Genomic DNA, 16,730 nt, shown 5'->3' with positions numbered 1-16,730 from the left:
TTCCACACCGCGCTGACCGCGATCCCCGCCAGGGCCGAAATAATCCACGTGTCGGATCGCGCATCGTACAGGAACGCCGCGACCCCGACATTGGCGACCGCGCCGACCGAGCAAACCGCGCAGAACGATACCCAGCCGTCGAACAGCGCCCTCGCCCCCTTCAGCCGCCCGTCGCGATAGGTCAGCGCGTTGTTGACGAAGAAGTTGAACGTCATCGCGATCGCGGTGGCGAAGATCGTCGATTTGACGAATCCGACGTGAAGCTCGCGGAACAGGATGCCGAGCACAAGGAAATGGACCAGCGCGCCGACCGCGCCGATGCCGGAGAACATCGCGAACCGCACCGGAATGAAACGCCCCATGATCCGGTCGTAGAGCGCGATCAGGAACTCCATCGCGACGACATGGTCGAGCTTGCTCTCGCCCTCGGTCCGGACGCGGAACGTGTAGGGCAGCTCCTTGAACTTGAGCGGGCGCGGCGCGGTGGTCATGATGTCGAGCAGGATCTTGAACCCGATCGCCGACAGATGCGGGGTGATCTCGCGCACCATCGCGGTGCGCGCCATGAAGAACCCGCTCATCGGGTCGCCGAGATCGGCCTTGAGCACGCGCCGCGACAGCTTGGTGGCGAAGGCCGATTTGGCGACCCGGTCCTTGTCCCAGTCCCCGGTACCGCCGCCATCGACAAAGCGCGATCCGACCACCAGGTCGAGCGCCTGATCGTCGTGCAGCGCCTTCGCCATCGCCGGCAGGATCGTCTCGTCATGCTGCAGATCGCCGTCGATCACCGCGACCAAAGGCGCCGCGGTCGCGCACATCCCTTCGATGCATGCCGAGGACAGCCCGCGCCGCCCGATCCGCTGGATCACCCGCACGCGGTGGTCGCGCCGCGCGAGATCGCGCGCGGCGTCGGCGGTCCCGTCGGGGCTGTTGTCATCGACGATGATCGCTTCCCACGCCAGGCCGGTCAACGCCGCGTCGAGCTTCTCGACCAGCAGCGGCACGTTGCCGCGTTCGTTGAACGTCGGGATGACGATGGCAAGGTCGAGGCAGTCGGTCATAAGGCCGCCAGGATCGCGTCGCCCATCGCGCCTGTCGAGAGCGTACCGCCAATATCGGCGGTCCGCGCACCGCCGACGATCGCCGTCGCCACCGCCGCCTCGATCCGCCGCGCCGCTTCGCCCAAGTCGAGCGAATGGTCGAGCATCATCGCCGCCGACAGGATCGTCCCGCACGGATTGGCGATCCCCTGACCGGCAATATCGGGCGCCGAACCATGGATCGGCTCGTACAGCCCTAGGTTCGACCGCCAACTCGACAGCGACGCCGACGGGAGCATCCCGATCGACCCTGCGCACGCGCTCGCCTGGTCGGACAGGATATCGCCGAACAGATTGCCGGTGACGATGACGTCGAACTGGCCGGGATTGTGAACCAGCTGCATCGCTGCGTTATCGACGTACATGTGGGTCAGCTCGACATCGTCGTAATCGCCCGACACTTCGTTGACGACGTCGCGCCAGAGTTGCGAGGTTTCGAGCACGTTGGCCTTGTCGACCGAGCAAAGCTTGTTCTTGCGCCGCCGCGCGGTCTCGAACCCGACCCGCGCGATGCGTTCGACCTCGACCTCGTCGTAGCGCATCGAGTCCCAGCCTTCGCGCACCCCGCCCAGCCCGGTGCGGCGGCCCTTCTCGCCGAAATAGACGTCGCCGGTCAGTTCGCGGACGATCAGCAGGTCGAGCGTGCGCGCGATCTCGGGCTTGAGCGGCGAGGCATCCTCCAGCCCCGGGGTAAGCGTGGCGGGCCGCAAATTGGCGAACAGCCCGAGCTCGCGGCGCAGGCCCAGGATCGCCGCTTCGGGGCGCAGGCGGCGCTCGAGCGCCTCGAATTGCGGGTCGCCGACCGCGCCGAACAGGATCGCGTCGGCGCGCTTGGCGAGCGCGAGCGTCGCGGACGGCAACGGATTGCCCGCCACGAGATAGGCCGCGCCGCCGACCGGCGCTTCCTCGAACGTGAGATCGAGCGCGAGCGCGTCGAGCACGCGGCGCGCTTCAGCGACGACTTCGGGTCCGATCCCGTCCCCGGGCAAAAGTGCAATGAGCGCCATTAAAATCCCCGTTCGTGCTGAGCTTGTCGAAGCACTGCACTTATTCGCCGCCGTAGTAGGAAGTGCAGCCCTTCGACAAGCTCAGGGCGAACGGATTTTGTCTAGGCAACCGCGCGCTTGAGCCGATCGACCAGCCGCGCGCGCGCCGACAGCGCCTCGGCTCGGCGATCGGTCAGCAGATGCGCTTCGATCTCGCCGCCGGTGAGCGCCAGCCCGGCGAGAATGTCGGGCCAGCCGGACTCGCTGGTCAGGGCAGGCGCCGCGTCGGACGCATAGCCGAGTTCGGCGAGCATCAGATTCTCGTACCGCACCAGCGCGACCGCCCAGCCGCGCGCGGCTGGCGCCGCCTCGATCGCGCCGATCATCCCGTCGAGTGCAGTGTAGAGCCGAGGATAAGGCTGGTTTTCGGGCAGCGCGACCGCGGTCAGCGCCGTCACCCATTCGAGCGCGGCGGCGGCGAGCGGTTCGCGGTACAGCGGCGCACGGCTGCGGACGAGTTCGACGGTGAGACTGGCGAGTTGCTCCTCGGTCCGCGCACGCCATTCGCCGACGACCAGATTGGCCGGTTGCAGGATCGGCCGAATGCTCCGCGACCGTCCGCCGCGAACATAGCCCGCGACCATCCCGGCCTCGCGGGTCAGCGCGCGCACGATCGCGCCATGCTCGCCATGCTGGCGGACGCCGAGAACCAGGGCTTGCGCGTGGAGGTGCATGGGGGAGGGGTACGCTGCCCACTTCCCGCCGTCATCCTGAACTTGTTTCAGGATCCGTCATGCCACCGCGCAGCCGTTGCTTGCTTGTTGAGAAATGGATGCTGAAACAAGTTCAGCATGACGGAGAGGATTATGAGCGCCGCACTTTCTTGGCCATGCCATGCAAGCCAAGGCGTTCCACGACATTCTTCGCCAGCGCCATCATACCGTCGAAAGTGCTCAGCGCGGCGATCGCGGCGCGGTTGGCGATGCTCGGCCGTAGCAGCAGCACGTCGCAACACGTCACCCCGCCGGTCGAGAACTGGCGCTTATGCTGCCCATCGCCCTCGGTGAAATCGAACCGCTTCACGCGGTCATCCGCGAACAAGTCGCGCAACGCCTCGACCTGAAGCACCGCGCCGACCGACAGATCGTTGAACTTGGGATTGTGCCCGACGAATTCGTAGATCGCCGTGTCGCCGTGGATCGGGCAATAAAGATAGGCCGCCGGCTCGCCGCCGACATACAGCAGCCAGGCGCGAACGTGACCCGCCGTCGCCATCGAAAACATCCGCTGCGTGAAATCGGGCGTATCGGGCAGCCCCGCGCCCATCAGCCGCTCTTGATACGTGCCCAAGGCGAGCCGCCGCGCGATACCGTGGAAATCGGCGAGCTGCTCGGGCGTCGCGTAACGCCGCACGTCGAGTTGCCCGCCCGACGCCTGCGCGGCCTTCTTGCCCTTGCGCTTGATCGCCGAGCGCGTGTTGGCGGTTAGCTGCTCGAGATAGGCGTCGAAGCCGATCGTCAGGTCGGCATAGCGCCGCGCGTAACGCTGGCGGACAAATGCGACCATTCCGCCCACCGCCCGGACGAGCGCGTCGCGCTGCGGTTCGGGAAGCGAGGTGACGAGATAGCCATCCGCGGCAGGATCGAGCGGCGGCAGGTGCGGCACCTGCCCGGCGATCGCCTCGTCGAGGCTGAGCGGCACGCGCACCAGGTCGCGGCGGATCGACGCCAGCGTGCGCGCGCCGACTTGGAACTTCAGGGGTAGCGGGCGGGCGGTCGTCACGCCGCGCGTTCCTCGACCCAGTTCGACCAGAGCTGCTCCGCCTGCCGCCAGCGCGTGCGCAGCCGGTTAGGACCGAGCGGCGTGGCCTCGCCGCTTCCGGCGAACACCGGCAAGTCGCGAAACTGCGCGGTGGGCAGCGTGTCGCGGGCATCGGCGAGCATCGCACACAGCCCTTCGAACCGCCCGACATGCACGCCGTTCGGTCGCGTCCCCGTGCGGTTGGCGAGCTCGAAACTGTGCCCGACGATCGTTACCGCCTCGTGACCTTGGGCGGCGGCATGGTCGAGCGCTGCGCGCATTTCGCCCTGCGACAGCGCGCAAATCTGGAATTGGCGCAGATGGCCCGGCGTGTCCTCGATCAACGTCACCGGCACCTCGACCACGCCGCCCCGTTCGACCGGCGCGATCTGGCGCGACGGCAGGCCGATCCGGCTCGGCCACGGCGCGTCCGCGCCGTTATGGCTGCTGTCATAGGCGAAACCGAGGTCGGTGAGCGCGGTGAGCGTGTCGTCGTTGGCGGCATAGCTCCCGGCGCGGAACGCCACCGGGTCGGGTGCGCCGCACGCCTTGAGCAGATCGCGCGCGCCAGCGATCAGCGCACGTTGCTCGTCGAGGCTATAGTCGATCAGCTCGAACCGCCCGTGGCGCTCGACATCGTCGATCCTGGCGCCCGACCAATTGGGGTGGAGGTGGAGCTGCACTTCCTGCCCCGCCGCGACGATCGCCTCGACGGTGGGCCTGATCGCGTCGAGCCCGAACACCATCGTCGGCATCGGATCGACGAAGAACGTCGCCTTCAACCCATGGCGCGCGAGCAACGCGAGTTGATACGCAATTCCCACGCCCGCCGGTTCGAGCGAACGCTCGACTTGCGTGGCCAGATCGCACCCGGCGGTGTGGTGGCGCCACATCAGCTCGGTATCGATGGTGAGAAGGACTGCTGTCACGCGGGCGTTCTAGCGCGCGTGGGTGAAGATTAGGTTGTCACCGCGAATGGTAGAAATCGTACACTTGCTGCGCCACCATCGCGCTGACCCCCGGCGCTTTCTGCAAATCTTCCAGGCTGGCCCCCCGAACCGACCGCGCGGTGCCGAAATGCATCAACAGCGCCTTCTTCCGCGCCGGGCCGATCCCGGGCACCTCGTCGAGCGGCGACGCGCCGATCGCCTTCGCGCGTTTCGCACGGTGCGCGCCGATCGCGAAGCGGTGGACTTCGTCGCGCAGCCGCTGGAGGTAGAACAGGACCGGCGCGTTGACCGGCAGCGTCAGTTCGCGCCCGTCCATCAAGTGGAACACCTCATGCCCTTCGCGGCCATGGTCCGGCCCCTTGGCGACGCCGACCAGGCACACATCCTCGATCCCCATCTCTTCGAGCACGCCCTTCACTGCGTTCAATTGCCCGCGCCCGCCATCGATCAGCACCAGATCGGGCCAATCGCCGGCGTCGCGATCCGGGTCCTCGGCTTGCGCCCGTGCGAAACGGCGCGAAAACACTTCGCGCATCATGCCGAAATCGTCGTCGGTCGCGGCCTGCCTGATGTTGAACTTGCGATACTGGCCCTTGCGGAACCCCTCCGGCCCCGCGACCACCATCGCGCCGACCGCGGCGCTGCCCTGGATATGGCTGTTGTCGTAGATTTCGATGCGGTCGGGCGGCTCGGCCAGTTCGAACAGCTCCGCCACCTCGCGCAGCAATTTGGCCTGCGTCGTGCTCTCCGCCAGCCGCCGGTCGAGCGCCTCGACCGCGTTGCGCTTGGCCTGTTCCATCAACCGCCGCCGGTCGCCGCGCTGGGGGACCGACAGCGCAACCTTGTACCCCGCGCGCTCGCCCAGCGCCTCGGTCAACAACGCCCCTTCCGCGAGGTCGCGGTCGAGCAGGATCGTCCGCGCCGGGGGCACCTCCTCGTAAAACTGGGTGAGAAACTGCGTCATCACCTCGTCCTCAGGCACGTCTGCGGTGTGCGCGGGGAAGAAGCTCCTGTGCCCCCAATTCTGCCCGCCGCGGATGAAGAACGCCTGGATTCCCATCGTCCCGTCCTTGCACGCCAATGCGAAGACATCGGCGTCGCCCACGCCTTCGGCGTTGATCGCTTGGCTGCCCTGGATAAAGGTCAGCGCCTTCAACCGGTCGCGCAGCACCGCTGCCAATTCGAAGTCCATGTTCGCCGCGGCGGCCTCCATCTGCGCGCCGAGCTTGGTCTGCACCTTGGTCGATTTACCGCCGAGGAAATCCTTGGCGTCGCCGACCAACTCGGCATAGCCCGCCTGGTCGATCCGCCCGACGCACGGCGCGGAGCAGCGCTTGATCTGATAAAGCAGGCACGGCCGGTCGCGCATCCGGAAGAAACTGTCGGTGCACGACCGCAGCAGGAACAGTTTCTGCAACGCGTTGAGCGTGTTGTTGACGCTCCCCGCGCTCGCGAACGGCCCGTAATAATTGCCCTTCGCGCGCCGCGCGCCGCGATGTTTCTGGACGCGCGGAAAATCGTGATCGGCGCGCAGCAGGATGAACGGGAAGCTTTTGTCGTCGCGCAGCAGCACGTTGTAGGCGGGGCGGAAGCGCTTGATCAGCTGCGCCTCGAGCAACAACGCCTCGGCCTCGTTGTTGGTCGTGACGATGGTCATCGAGCGAGTCTGCGCAACCATCCGCTGAAGGCGCTTGGGCAGGCGATCGACCTGGGTGTAGTTGGTCACGCGGTTCTTCAGCGCGCGGGCTTTCCCCACATACAGCACATCGCCACGCGCATCGTGCATGCGGTAGACGCCGGGCCGCGCTGGCAGCGTCTTGAGCACGTTGCGGATCGCCGCGACCCCCGCCGCCAGATCGGGCACATCGCCACCGCCGCGCACGGCATAGGCGGCCTTTTCCTCGTTGAATCGGTTGGGCGAATTGCGGTCGTCGGACATTGCGCCCGATGTAGGGCGAACGCCGCTCCGCGTTAAGCCTTGCTCCGCCCGATGCCGGGGAACAGTTTGCCCGTCGTCGCGCGATAGGTGCGATACTCGTCGCCGAACGTGTCGATCAGATCGCGCTCCTCATAACCGATCGCAATCAGGATATAGACGGTCATGCCCAGCGCCAGCGCGAAGTGCCCGACCGTCATCGCCGGGATGGCCCAAAACGCGAGGATGAACCCTGAATAGAGCGGATGCCGCACCAGCCGGTAGAAGAACGGCGTGCGGAACCGCATCTGCCCCTCGCCCTTGCCGGTCAGGTTGAGCCAGACCTGCTTGAGCCCGAACAATTCGAAATGGTTGATCAGGAAGGTGCTGAGCAGCACGATGCCCCAGCCGAGGAAGAACAGCGCCCATAGCGCCAGCCGCGCCGGCCCGGCGACGTCCCAGATCAGATGCGGAATCGGCCGCCAAAAGGCGAACAGCAGCATCAGCACGATGCTGGAGGCAAGGACGTAGCCCGAGCGCTCAAGCACCGGCGGCACGATCCGCGTCCACGCCGCCTTGAACCCGCGCCGCGCCATGATGCTGTGCTGGAGCCCAAACAACGCGATCAGCGCCGCGTCGATCGCCAATGCGGCGCCGAGCGTTGTCAATGGACCCGAATCGATCGTGCGTGGAATGACCGGAATGTCGCCGACGAACGCGATCAGATAGAGGAAAGTCGCGAAAAAGATCAGATAGATCGCCGCGCCGATCGCCGCATACAGCCCACGTGTCATCGTCCGCCCCCGAACTTGTCAGGGGCGGACGTCTATCATCGAACCGTCAGCGATGGAACGCTGGCTTACTTGATCGCGGCGAGATCGGCGCCGATCTTGGCCAGCAGCGCGGCGGGAAGCTTGTCCGGCGCGTACGGCGCGACCTGATTGAAGCTCATGCCCTTGAACTGATCGTAGCTCGGATTGGTGGTGATATCCTGGCCACCCATATCGTCCATGAGCACCTTCTTGGCGGCGGGATCGGCAATCAGCGTTTCGATCGGCGTGTCGAGATTGAACTTGGTGGCCGCGGCGGGCGCAGCGGCCGGTGCGGGCGCCGGTGCGGGCGCCGGCGCGGCGGCGGTCTGGGCAGCGATCAGGGCGGCGAACAGGAACGTCATACAATACTCCCCTCGATAAGGCCGCGCTTCATTGGCGGCGATTGGCGTCGGAATTAAGGCAGCGGGTCAGGCGCGATGATCGTCCCAGCGATCGAATTCATACGCGATAGATCCCTCGACCAGCCGCTCCCAGATGTCAGCGACGACGTCGGATGGTACGCCTGCGCGTTCGGCGGCGGCCTTGGCGTTGGCGATCACTTGCGCCTTGCGCCACTCGTCGCGCACCGCATTGCGGTCGGCCTTGATCCGCGCGGCGGCGGTCATGAAACGGAAACGGATCGCGAGCAGGTCGACGATCTCGAGGTCGAGCGCGTCGATCCCGGCGCGCACCTCGGCCATGGTCGTGCAGTCTTCGGGGGGTGTCATGCGGCCGTCCGATCGGCAGGCGATCCAAGGTCGGCCCGAATCGGTGGGTATTCCTGTTGTCGCCGCACCGGCCGGGTCATAAAATGCTCGCTCCAATTTGGTTTGGGGGGGCGCTATGGCAGAAGACGGTGCACCGCAATGGGCACCCGTGGCGACGGACGGCCTGCCATGGGGCGACAAGCTCAAATTCCGGCGGATTTTGACGCGTCAGGCAGTCCGGAGCTACCTGTTTCTCTGCATCGGCATGGGTGGGGTCGCGTTTGTCCTACCCATCCTGCTGGTGATTTTCGGCGGGTATTCGGGGCATTACTCGATCAGCTATTTCTATCATGTCCCCGAGACCCCCCGGAACATCCTGGTCGGGTCGCTGTGGGCGATTGGCGTTTTCCTGATCCTTTACCACGGCCTGTCGAAGCTCGAAAACTGGATCCTCAACGTCGCCGGCGTCGCCGCCATTTCGGTTGCCATGAACCCGATGGCCAGCGAACAATGCGCCGGGGGAGCCAGCATCCACGGCATCAGCGCAGGTCTTTTCTTCGCCTGTCTCGCGATCGTCGCGGTGGCGCTGTCCAAGGGGCGGGTCCAGTACATCATCTATCCGCCCAAGCGTCGCTGGTTCAAACGCGCCTACGACATCGCCGGCGGCGCGATGATCGCGATGCCCGCCACGGCCGCCGCGATCCACTATCTCGGCAAGGGGGAGTGCGAGACGCATTGGATCTTCTGGATCGAATGCCTCGGCATCTGGGCCTTTTCGGCGTTCTGGTTCATCAAGACGTACGAATATCGGCTGCTGCTGGGTGCGCGCTAGCCGGCCATTCGCAGCAAAAGCGCGCTAGTTGAGCCGCCCCAGTCCTGCGATCGTCTTGTCGACCAGCGCCTGGTCGGCACCGGCATTGTGCTTTTCAGCGATCAGCGCGCGCGCCGCCGTGGTCGCGGCGTCGGCCGCGGTGGCGCGAATCTCGGCGATCACCGCGCGCTCGGCGGCGGCGATCTTTTCTTCCGCCATCGCCGAATGCCGCGCGATCAGCGCAGTCGCATCCTGCTTGGCCTTGGCGACGATTTCCTCGGCCTGACGCGCGGCGGATTCGCGCAACACTTCGACTTCCTTGTCGGCGTCGCGCGCCTTGGCTTCGTATTCGGCCTTCAGCGCCTCGGCCTCGGCGCGCAATTTCTTTGCGGTGTCGAGCTGCTCGCGGATACCGTCGATCCTGGCGTCGAGCATACGCCCGATCAGCGCCGGGACCTTCGCCCATAGCGCAATCGCGAACACGACCAGCATCGCCAGAGCGACCCAGCCGCCGGCCTCGATGCCGAGCGCCGATGCTTCATGTTCCGGCGTGGGCGTGCCCGGTGCCGTGGTGCCTGCGACCGTGTCAGCCATTCGCCATCGCCATCTTTACTGCCTTCGACGCTTCGGCCGCGGTGACCGTGGCGCCCGATACCTTGGCCACGATGTCGCGCGCAGCATCGGCCGCGACGCCTTCGATCGCCGCCAGCGCGCTATCACGCGCCGCGCTCAGCTTGGCGTTCGCCTCGGCGGTCTTGCCCGACAATTCGGCATCCGCCTTGGCCAGCCGCTTGGCCGCTTCCTCGCCGGCCTTCGCCCGGGCAGCCCCCGCCGCGACTTGCGCGTCGGCATGGACCCGGGCGATCTCCGCGCGGAACTTCTCTTCGGTCGCGGTGGCTTGCTCGCGCGCCGCTTCGGCCGCCGCGAGGTCCGCGGCGATCTGGGCATCACGCGAATCGACCGTCGCCTCGACCTTGGGGACCACGCCCCGACCGACGACGAAGAAGATCACGGCGAGCGTGATCAACAGCCAGAACCATTGCGACTGATAGACGAGTGCGAGCTGAGTTAGCTGAGGCATGCTTCACCTAAAACCCGCCGGCGAGCGAACTCGCCGGCGGTTTTGCATCAACGAGCGTAAAGGATGATCATCGCCACGGCGAACGCCATCAGGCCGAGCAATTCGGCGGCGGCGAAGCCGATGTACAGCGTGCCCTGCTGGCCCGACGCGGCCGCCGGGTTGCGCATCGCACCCTGCAGGAACGAGCCGAACACCATGCCGACGCCAGCGGCAGCGGCACCGACGCCGATGGCGGCCAGACCGGCGCCGAGAACTTGTGCGGAAGCGAGATCCATTATTTTAACTCCGTTCAGATTAAAGTGTTGATACTAAAATAACTTAGTGCAGGTGCACCGCGTCGTTGATGTACAGCGAGGTCAGCAGCGCGAAGACATAGGCTTGGATCGCGCCGACCAGCAGTTCGAGCGCGTTGACGAACACGATGAACACGAACGCAAGGCCAGACACTGCGTAGCCGACGCCGCCGGCGTTCAGCCCCTGCACCACGAAATTGCCGAACACGTCGAGCAGGATATGGCCCGCGAACATCGCGATGAACGGCCGCAGCCCGAGCGAGAACGGCCGTACCGCGAACGACACCAATTCGATCGGAAAGATCAGCAGGGCGAGCACGAACGGCGCGTCCTTCGGCCAAAACAGGCTGAAGAAATGCAGCTTATGCTTCCAGAAGCCGACGCCCAGCACGATCAAGAAGCTGATGATCGACAGTACGCCGGTGACCGAAAACTGGCTGGTGACGGTGAACGGATGCGCGCCGGGGACGATCCCGAACGGCATCGCGCCGATCACGTTGGCGAACAGGATGAAGGTGAAGGCGGTGAATACCCAGGGCAGGTACCTGCGCCCTTCGGCGCCGATGCTCGACCGCGTGATGCCTTCGACGAAGCCGGTGAACCCCTCGACCGCGGCCTGCCAGCGGCCGGGCACGAGCTGGCGACGGTTGCCGCCGATCATGAACACCAGGATCACGGCGAGGACGACCAGCATCCACAACGATGAGTTGGTGAAGGCGAACGGCCCGTGCAGATCCCCCGACCCGACCGGGTGGATCGCGAACTGGCTCATCGGATCGATCTTGGCTGACGCGGCCACGCTTAAATCCCTGTTCTTCTATCGGTACACACGAAAGGGCTGCGCCCTATTCGGACCGTTCCTTCGAGATGTTGAAAACCTGAAAACAGGCGCCCGCGAACGCGAGGAACAGCAACGCAAGCATGATCCACGGACGGGTATGGAACGCCCCATCGAGGAACCAGCCGATGACGCCGCCGCCAAGCGGATAGCCGACCAAAGTCGACAGCACCCGCTGTCCCTGCCGGGCGCCCGGCCGGCCCATGCCCATCGGGGCTTCCGGCGTGGCGGTGCGATCGGCCTCGGCACGTTGCGCGGCATCGATCCGCGTCTCGAGCGAGGCGAGCTTCGGGTCTTCGCCGCCCTCGGAGGGTTGTATGGGGTCGTGCGCCACGAAGCGAGGTCGTCCTTGCGAATCGGAATGAGCTTGAAATTTCAATGACAAACCGGCGGGGAAGCAAGCCGCCCCGCCGAAGCGCCTGTCGTTTAGGAATGCGGCGCCGCCAAGTCAACCGCGGCGGCGCATCGCGGCCGGGCTCAGACGCAGCGCGGGTCGCGTGTCGGCGCGGCGGCGGTGCGCGTCGCCCAGCCGCCGCCGGGCAATTCGTATTTCTCGCCCGGCACGGTCTTCAGGATGAGGTTGCAGCCCGTCGTCAGGGCGAATTGCTGAATCGTCGATCCTTCCTTCGCGCTGCTGCTCGTATAGAGCGCCTTGCGCTGAATATTGATCGAGTTGACCAGTGCGGTGATCGCCGCCGGCTGGTTGCCGACCACGCCGAGATAGCCGTCGACCTGCTCACCGACCTGGCCCGCGCTGCGCGCCGCCTGATAGGCAGGATCGCGGGTCTGCGCGGCCACCGGCGCCACGATCAACGCGGCGGTCAGGGCAAAAGTGGCAACAAACTTCATCATCAGAACACTCCCGGATTCTGGTCGATCAGCTGCTTGGCCGAAGCATCCAGCTTCACCACCACCTGCTGCGTCACGTTGATGTTCAAATTGATCTCGATCGGCTTGTCGGGCGCGCTGACGTTGACGCATCCGCCCGCCAGGCACGTGGCGCTCAGAGCGCCGATCAAAAGCAATAGTCGCATCGCGTGATTGGTCAGGCCCAATCGATCCTTCGTCAATCCTGTTTCGGTCATCGCACTTTCTCGCTTTCGGAAGGCTGAACGGGTGGGGTCGGCGCATTTTGCCGCAACGCGCGCCGCACCAAATTCTCCGGCGCATAAAAGTCGGTCGCGGTTTCGAGCAGACCGCGAAACGGCGCGCGGATGCGGACATTGAACACGAACGGCAGCCGCGCGAGCCGGCGGATCAGGAAGTTCGACTTCGCGCCCTCGCCTTGTGCGACACCGGCGAATTTTGCTTCGGTGATGACCTCGCCGCCAAGCGAGCCGTTCATGGTGAGATCGAGACTGCGATAGCGCAGCGACTTGAGCGCCTGGAACGCGATATTGCCCCACGTGCCGAGGTCGGCCTTCGACACTTCGCCGACATAGGCGATCGTCCCGCCGCCGGGGCGAACTTTGAGCCGCCCATTCTCGATCCGCCCGCCGCTCGCGTCGAAGATCATGGGCAGCGTGCCGTCGAAAATGCCGGTGGCGTTGAGGTTCTGGAAATCGAATTGCTGGAGGAATTGCGCGGCATCGACGCCGGTCAATTGGAACGTCAAATGCCGGCCGCCCGGATCGAGGAAGTCGAGCGTGGTCGGGTCGAGGCTGAGCTTGCCACCCGCAAACGGCCATATTGCATCGGTCACCTGGATCCTGCTCGGCCCGAGTAACCGGTAGCGGATCACGCCGTCCTGCACCGCGATGCCGGTGTCGATCGTCTTGACCGTCGCGACCTGGTTGGGCGCGCTGACCATCCCGAGCAGGTCGGTGAAATGGATCTCGCCCGACACGCCGGTGACCGGGCCGAACGCGGCGGCGAGATCGGTGTCGCGGGTGCGGAACACACCATCGCTGGTCACGGCATCGCGCGACCAGCGGATATGGCCTTCGCCGCTGACCGTGCCGACGACGTTTTCAACGACGCCTTTGGTCAACGGCGTGAGCGCCTCGGTCTTGAACGCCGGGCCGAAATGCAGCCCGGGGACGACCAGGTTGGCTGCGCCCGTGCCGTTCGACAGATCGTGGCGGATCATCACGTCGGCGACCTTGATTCCGCCCGGCGTGGTCAACAGGCCGGTCGCCGCGATGCGATTGTCGATCAGCGTCAGCGCGACCTGATCGGCCTTGAGCGGATTGAAACGGGGATCGCCCGCCGCATCGCTGACCGTCGATGTCCCCGCAACGATCAGCTTCCCGCGATCCATCCGCCACGTGCCCGCGGCTTGCGACAGCAGCAACGGTATCGCGCCGATCTGTCCCGCGGTGCCGCCGAACGTGCCGCCGATGGTCGCGCCGAAGCCGCCATCGAGCCGCGCTATATCGAACCGCGTCAATCGGTCGGGCGTGCCGATCCGCACCGCCACGGCGCCAAGGTCGAAGCGCCGTTCGCCGAGCCGCACGGTGGCGCTGCCGGCGCGCAAAGCCAGCGGGCTACGGCCGATCGCCCCCGCGACGCGCAGGTCGCGCGCCATTGCGCCACCGCCGACCCGACCGCTGGCGATCCGCAGCATCGCACCATCGACCGGGCAAAGCTGCGTCGCGGTGCCGCGCGCATCGATCCCGGCGACGCGCAGTCGCGCGATCGACACCGGCGCACAGGCTGGATTGATCGCCAGCCCGCCGCGCCCGTCCCATCGCGCCGCCACCGGCAACCGCAATCCCTCGACCGATCCACCGCCGAGCGGCCCGCTCAGCGTCGCGACGCTATCGATCCGCGTGCGCCCATCGAGCCCCGCGCTGAACTTGACCGGCGTCAGCGCGAGCCGCGCGCCGCCAGCTTCGTACGGCGCGATCGTCACCATGCCGGTCACCGGCGCGCCGATCGCAGCTTGCGCCAGCGTGGCGTTCAGATCGGGCAGGCCGCCCCCGCCCATCACCAGATCGCCGCGCACCGTCGCGCCGCCGTCGGGCCAAACGAATTGCGTGCCGTCGCGGCTGGTAAGCGTGATGCTGGCGCCGCTTTCGGCGACCGCGATCAGCCGGGTCAGCTTGACGCTGCCCCGTGCGCCATTGGTCGCGGCGGACAGATCGGCGGTCACTGCGAAATCGCGCGCGCCGGCGTCGAGCGCCCGCGCCAGTTGCGCGGTCAGCGGTGCGACGGGTGTTCCCGCCCCAATACTGCCGAGCGAAGCGAACGAGGCGCGCGTGCCCGCCGCCACCGCGGCGCGGCCCAGCCTCGCTTGCCCGGTGAACGCGCCGGTGCCCGCGGCGTAGCGAAACGCCCCGTCGATCGCCCCCGCCTGGCCGCCGACACCGCTGCCCGCCAGCCGGTCCGCCGTCAGCGCCGCCTTGCCTTGGATCGCACCAGCACTCCCCGCAAAACGGATGTCGCCCGACAGGCCCGCCATCGTCAGTGCCTGTACGCGGCCGGTATCGACGGACAATCGCGCCGATCCGTGCCAGCGCGCGAAATCGGGCGCGAGCGATCCCGCGAGATCGGAACGCACCCCCGCCGCACCATTTCCACCGCACGCCGCGGACGCCGCGCGCAGTGGCCCATTCAATCGGATCGCATCTTGCCGGATATCGACCTTGAACACGCCCGCCGCGTGCGCCGCTGCGCAATCGCCGCCGGCGATGCGGTCGCTCACCGCCGCGATGCTGCCGCGAAATCCGCCGTCGAGCCGACCACGCCCGGTCGCCTTGATCCCGACGACGCCTTGCGGCGTTTCCAGCCGCATTCGCCCGTCTTCCAGGTCGAGCGCGATTGCCGGCAGCCGGAACGCCCCGCCCTCGCCCTTCGGGATCAGCCGATCGAGCGATCCGAGCGACAGGGTGCCGTCGACGATCCGCCCCTTTACCCGAACCTTGCCCGCGCTGATCCCTACGACCCGGGCGCCACCCAGCCCGACCGAAGTTTCGAGTTCGACCCAATCGGCAACCAGATCGGGGTTGTCGGGGTCGCCGATGACGATGCCGGTCAATCGCTGATGCCCCAACGCCAATTCCTGGATCGTATAGCGCGCCGGCACGTGCGCTTCGGCGAATTTGCGATCGACGAACCCGCGCGTAATCGGCTTGCGTGCCAGCCACAGCCCCGCCAACGCGACCGCGAGCACGAGGAGCGCCACGCCAAGCCGAAGGAGCACACGACGCCGGCGCGACGGACCTGTCTGCTCCCCGCTATCCGTCACTGGCTCTCCACGCGTTTCCATCGCCCGCGACGCTACACGCGCCGCGCGTCCGACGGCAATTGCACACGCCCGGACATGCCGATAACCCTTCGTCCGACATGAGCGTTCCGCCAGCAGACAATGAAGGGCACCGCGCGCGCCTGAGAGCGCGGCTGGTGGCGGATGCCGACGGGCTGCTCGACCACGAACTGATCGAATATCTGCTCATGCTGGCGATTCCGCGCCGCGACACCAAGCCGCTGGCCAAGACGCTGATCAACGAGTTCGGCGGTATCGCCGGCCTGCTGACCGCCCCGCCCGAGGCGATCGCGCAGGAGAAGGGGATGGGTGACACGTCGGTCGCCGCGATCAAGATCGCGCACGCGGCTGCGCTGCGGCTGTTGCGCGCGGAGGTCGCGGCAAAACCGGTGCTGGCCAACTGGCAAGCGTTGCTCGATTATTTGCGCGCCGACATGGCGCATCACGGCAACGAGCGCGTCCGGGTGCTCCATCTCAACACGCGCAACATGCTGATCCGCGACGAAAAGATGAGCGAGGGCTCGATCGACGAAGCCCCGGTCTATGTCCGCGAAGTCATCCGCCGCGCGATGGAGCTGAAATCGGCGGCGATCATCCTGGTGCACAACCACCCGAGCGGGGACCCCGCCCCGAGCCGCGCCGACATCGACCTGACGCGATCGGTGATCGAGGCGGGCAAGAAACTCGGCATCGCGGTGCACGACCACATCATCGTCGGCGCCAAGGGTTTTACCAGTCTGCGTGGCCAAGGGCTGATCTAGAGGAGACGCAAAAAAAAGGGCCGCCGCGCCAAGGGGAAAGCGCGCCGGCCCTCTGCGTGGGCGTCGTTTCAGCGGTTACGACGCCTTCGAAGCTGCCGCCTGACCCTGGGTCAGATAATTGGTCAGTTCGTCCTTCGACACGGTCTTGGACTTGTCGGTATCGGCGGTGGTGAAGGCGCCGGCGACATACGTCTTGTTCGCCGCGTCGTCCTTCAGCGCCGGATCGCTCGCCTTGCGCAACGCGAACATCCACGCGCCGAACTCGGCCTTGCTCAGCTTGCCGTCGTTATTCTTGTCGTAGCTCGGAAACTCCTTGCTCACGACGTCGGCGATCTGCGCGCCGGGGGCTGGAGCCGCCGCCGCAGGTGCGGCCGGTGCCGCGTCGGCTGTCGCGGGAGCGGCAGGTGCCGCCGGTGCGGGCGTCGCAGCAGCAGCGGCAGCCGGATCGGCGGGAGACGCCGGGGCTGCC

20 protein-coding genes are annotated in these 16,730 nt (G+C 66.5%); 2 read left to right on the top strand and 18 right to left on the bottom strand.

From position 1 onward, the window contains the following. The 9 genes from JWM94_RS14940 to JWM94_RS14900 form a co-directional block, all read right to left on the bottom strand. A partial coding sequence (locus tag JWM94_RS14940) for a glycosyltransferase family 2 protein (RefSeq protein WP_299428819.1) occupies nt 1–1,061 on the bottom strand: 1,061 nt, incomplete at its 3' end. Beyond that, nucleotides 1,058–2,107: a 3-isopropylmalate dehydrogenase gene (leuB, locus tag JWM94_RS14935; RefSeq protein WP_299428816.1), complete on the bottom strand. Its 1,050-nt coding sequence runs from the start codon at nt 2,105–2,107 to the stop codon at nt 1,058–1,060. The genes leuB and JWM94_RS14940, both read right to left, overlap by 4 nt. Before the next feature lie 101 nt (nt 2,108–2,208). Beyond that, a complete protein-coding gene (gene recO, locus JWM94_RS14930) occupies nt 2,209–2,820 on the bottom strand; it encodes a DNA repair protein RecO (protein ID WP_299428813.1) in 612 nt (203 codons plus the stop codon). 130 nt (nt 2,821–2,950) lie between these two features. After that, a complete protein-coding gene (locus JWM94_RS14925) occupies nt 2,951–3,868 on the bottom strand; it encodes a GNAT family N-acetyltransferase (protein ID WP_299428810.1) in 918 nt (305 codons plus the stop codon). Further along, nucleotides 3,865–4,815 (bottom strand): polysaccharide deacetylase family protein, encoded by a 951-nt coding sequence (locus JWM94_RS14920; protein ID WP_299428806.1) that lies wholly within the window; start codon nt 4,813–4,815, stop codon nt 3,865–3,867. The genes JWM94_RS14925 and JWM94_RS14920 overlap by 4 nt, the downstream gene beginning before the upstream one ends. 37 nt (nt 4,816–4,852) lie before the next feature. Next, nucleotides 4,853–6,775, bottom strand: a complete 1,923-nt coding sequence (gene uvrC, locus JWM94_RS14915; RefSeq protein ID WP_299428803.1) for an excinuclease ABC subunit UvrC — start codon at nt 6,773–6,775, stop codon at nt 4,853–4,855. A 32-nt stretch (nt 6,776–6,807) separates the two neighbouring features. Beyond that, on the bottom strand, nt 6,808–7,545 hold the full coding sequence (mddA, locus tag JWM94_RS14910) for a methanethiol S-methyltransferase (protein ID WP_299428800.1): 738 nt from the start codon (nt 7,543–7,545) through the stop codon (nt 6,808–6,810). A gap of 65 nt (nt 7,546–7,610) precedes the next feature. Next, entirely contained in the window at nt 7,611–7,925 is a 315-nt protein-coding gene (locus JWM94_RS14905; protein WP_299428797.1) for a hypothetical protein, read from the bottom strand. A 66-nt stretch (nt 7,926–7,991) separates the two neighbouring features. After that, nucleotides 7,992–8,291 (bottom strand): chorismate mutase, encoded by a 300-nt coding sequence (locus JWM94_RS14900; RefSeq protein ID WP_299428794.1) that lies wholly within the window; start codon nt 8,289–8,291, stop codon nt 7,992–7,994. 115 nt (nt 8,292–8,406) lie between these two features. Here JWM94_RS14900 and JWM94_RS14895 point away from each other — a divergent pair, with 115 nt between their 5' ends. Continuing rightward, nucleotides 8,407–9,102 carry a hypothetical protein gene (locus JWM94_RS14895; protein ID WP_299428791.1) on the top strand — a complete coding sequence of 232 codons (696 nt, stop codon included), beginning with the start codon at nt 8,407–8,409 and terminating at the stop codon, nt 9,100–9,102. A gap of 24 nt (nt 9,103–9,126) precedes the next feature. Here the strand turns inward: JWM94_RS14895 and JWM94_RS14890 are convergent, their stop codons facing one another. From JWM94_RS14890 to JWM94_RS14855, 8 genes are all read right to left on the bottom strand, one after another. Further along, a complete protein-coding gene (locus JWM94_RS14890) occupies nt 9,127–9,675 on the bottom strand; it encodes a hypothetical protein (protein WP_299428788.1) in 549 nt (182 codons plus the stop codon). Continuing rightward, a complete protein-coding gene (locus tag JWM94_RS14885; protein WP_299428785.1) occupies nt 9,668–10,162 on the bottom strand; it encodes an ATPase in 495 nt (164 codons plus the stop codon). The genes JWM94_RS14890 and JWM94_RS14885 overlap by 8 nt, the downstream gene beginning before the upstream one ends. Nucleotides 10,163–10,209: 47 nt before the next feature. Further along, a complete protein-coding gene (locus tag JWM94_RS14880) occupies nt 10,210–10,437 on the bottom strand; it encodes a F0F1 ATP synthase subunit C (RefSeq protein WP_299428781.1) in 228 nt (75 codons plus the stop codon). A gap of 43 nt (nt 10,438–10,480) precedes the next feature. Further along, nucleotides 10,481–11,254 (bottom strand): F0F1 ATP synthase subunit A, encoded by a 774-nt coding sequence (locus JWM94_RS14875; protein WP_299428778.1) that lies wholly within the window; start codon nt 11,252–11,254, stop codon nt 10,481–10,483. Nucleotides 11,255–11,300: 46 nt separating this feature from the next. After that, nucleotides 11,301–11,627: an AtpZ/AtpI family protein gene (locus tag JWM94_RS14870; protein WP_299428775.1), complete on the bottom strand. Its 327-nt coding sequence runs from the start codon at nt 11,625–11,627 to the stop codon at nt 11,301–11,303. 143 nt (nt 11,628–11,770) lie between these two features. Beyond that, the gene (locus JWM94_RS14865; RefSeq protein ID WP_299428772.1) at nt 11,771–12,145 is read right to left on the bottom strand and encodes a YdbL family protein; all 375 of its coding nucleotides are present in this window, start codon (nt 12,143–12,145) and stop codon (nt 11,771–11,773) included. Continuing rightward, the gene (locus tag JWM94_RS14860; protein WP_367185896.1) at nt 12,145–12,378 is read right to left on the bottom strand and encodes a YnbE family lipoprotein; all 234 of its coding nucleotides are present in this window, start codon (nt 12,376–12,378) and stop codon (nt 12,145–12,147) included. The genes JWM94_RS14865 and JWM94_RS14860 overlap by 1 nt, the downstream gene beginning before the upstream one ends. Beyond that, nucleotides 12,375–15,419, bottom strand: coding sequence for a YdbH domain-containing protein (locus JWM94_RS14855; RefSeq protein ID WP_299428769.1), 3,045 nt, complete (start codon nt 15,417–15,419; stop codon nt 12,375–12,377). The genes JWM94_RS14860 and JWM94_RS14855 overlap by 4 nt, the downstream gene beginning before the upstream one ends. Nucleotides 15,420–15,580: 161 nt before the next feature. Between JWM94_RS14855 and radC the strand changes: the two genes are divergently transcribed. Next, a complete protein-coding gene (gene radC, locus JWM94_RS14850; protein WP_299428766.1) occupies nt 15,581–16,261 on the top strand; it encodes a DNA repair protein RadC in 681 nt (226 codons plus the stop codon). 75 nt (nt 16,262–16,336) lie between these two features. Here radC and JWM94_RS14845 read toward each other — a convergent pair. Then, nucleotides 16,337–16,730 (bottom strand): EF-hand domain-containing protein (locus tag JWM94_RS14845; protein ID WP_299428763.1); only part of this gene is annotated, 394 nt, incomplete at its 5' end.

The organism is Sphingomonas bacterium (assembly GCF_028289855.1).
Taxonomy (GTDB): Bacteria; Pseudomonadota; Alphaproteobacteria; order Sphingomonadales; family Sphingomonadaceae; genus Sphingomonas.
This window is presented reverse-complemented; position numbering and strand designations above follow the sequence as displayed.

Excerpts from the sequence above, each read along its gene's own strand:
- leuB (WP_299428816.1), bottom strand. The coding sequence starts at position 2,107 with ATGGCGCTCATTGCACTTTTGCCCGGGGACGGGATCGGACCCGAAGTC.
- recO (WP_299428813.1), bottom strand. The coding sequence starts at position 2,820 with ATGCACCTCCACGCGCAAGCCCTGGTTCTCGGCGTCCGCCAGCATGGC.
- uvrC (WP_299428803.1), bottom strand. The coding sequence starts at position 6,775 with ATGTCCGACGACCGCAATTCGCCCAACCGATTCAACGAGGAAAAGGCC.
- mddA (WP_299428800.1), bottom strand. The coding sequence starts at position 7,545 with ATGACACGTGGGCTGTATGCGGCGATCGGCGCGGCGATCTATCTGATC.
- JWM94_RS14905 (WP_299428797.1), bottom strand. The coding sequence starts at position 7,925 with ATGACGTTCCTGTTCGCCGCCCTGATCGCTGCCCAGACCGCCGCCGCG.
- JWM94_RS14900 (WP_299428794.1), bottom strand. The coding sequence starts at position 8,291 with ATGACACCCCCCGAAGACTGCACGACCATGGCCGAGGTGCGCGCCGGG.
- JWM94_RS14895 (WP_299428791.1), top strand. The coding sequence starts at position 8,407 with ATGGCAGAAGACGGTGCACCGCAATGGGCACCCGTGGCGACGGACGGC.
- JWM94_RS14890 (WP_299428788.1), bottom strand. The coding sequence starts at position 9,675 with ATGGCTGACACGGTCGCAGGCACCACGGCACCGGGCACGCCCACGCCG.
- JWM94_RS14885 (WP_299428785.1), bottom strand. The coding sequence starts at position 10,162 with ATGCCTCAGCTAACTCAGCTCGCACTCGTCTATCAGTCGCAATGGTTC.
- JWM94_RS14880 (WP_299428781.1), bottom strand. The coding sequence starts at position 10,437 with ATGGATCTCGCTTCCGCACAAGTTCTCGGCGCCGGTCTGGCCGCCATC.
- JWM94_RS14865 (WP_299428772.1), bottom strand. The coding sequence starts at position 12,145 with ATGATGAAGTTTGTTGCCACTTTTGCCCTGACCGCCGCGTTGATCGTG.
- JWM94_RS14860 (WP_367185896.1), bottom strand. The coding sequence starts at position 12,378 with ATGACCGAAACAGGATTGACGAAGGATCGATTGGGCCTGACCAATCAC.
- radC (WP_299428766.1), top strand. The coding sequence starts at position 15,581 with ATGAGCGTTCCGCCAGCAGACAATGAAGGGCACCGCGCGCGCCTGAGA.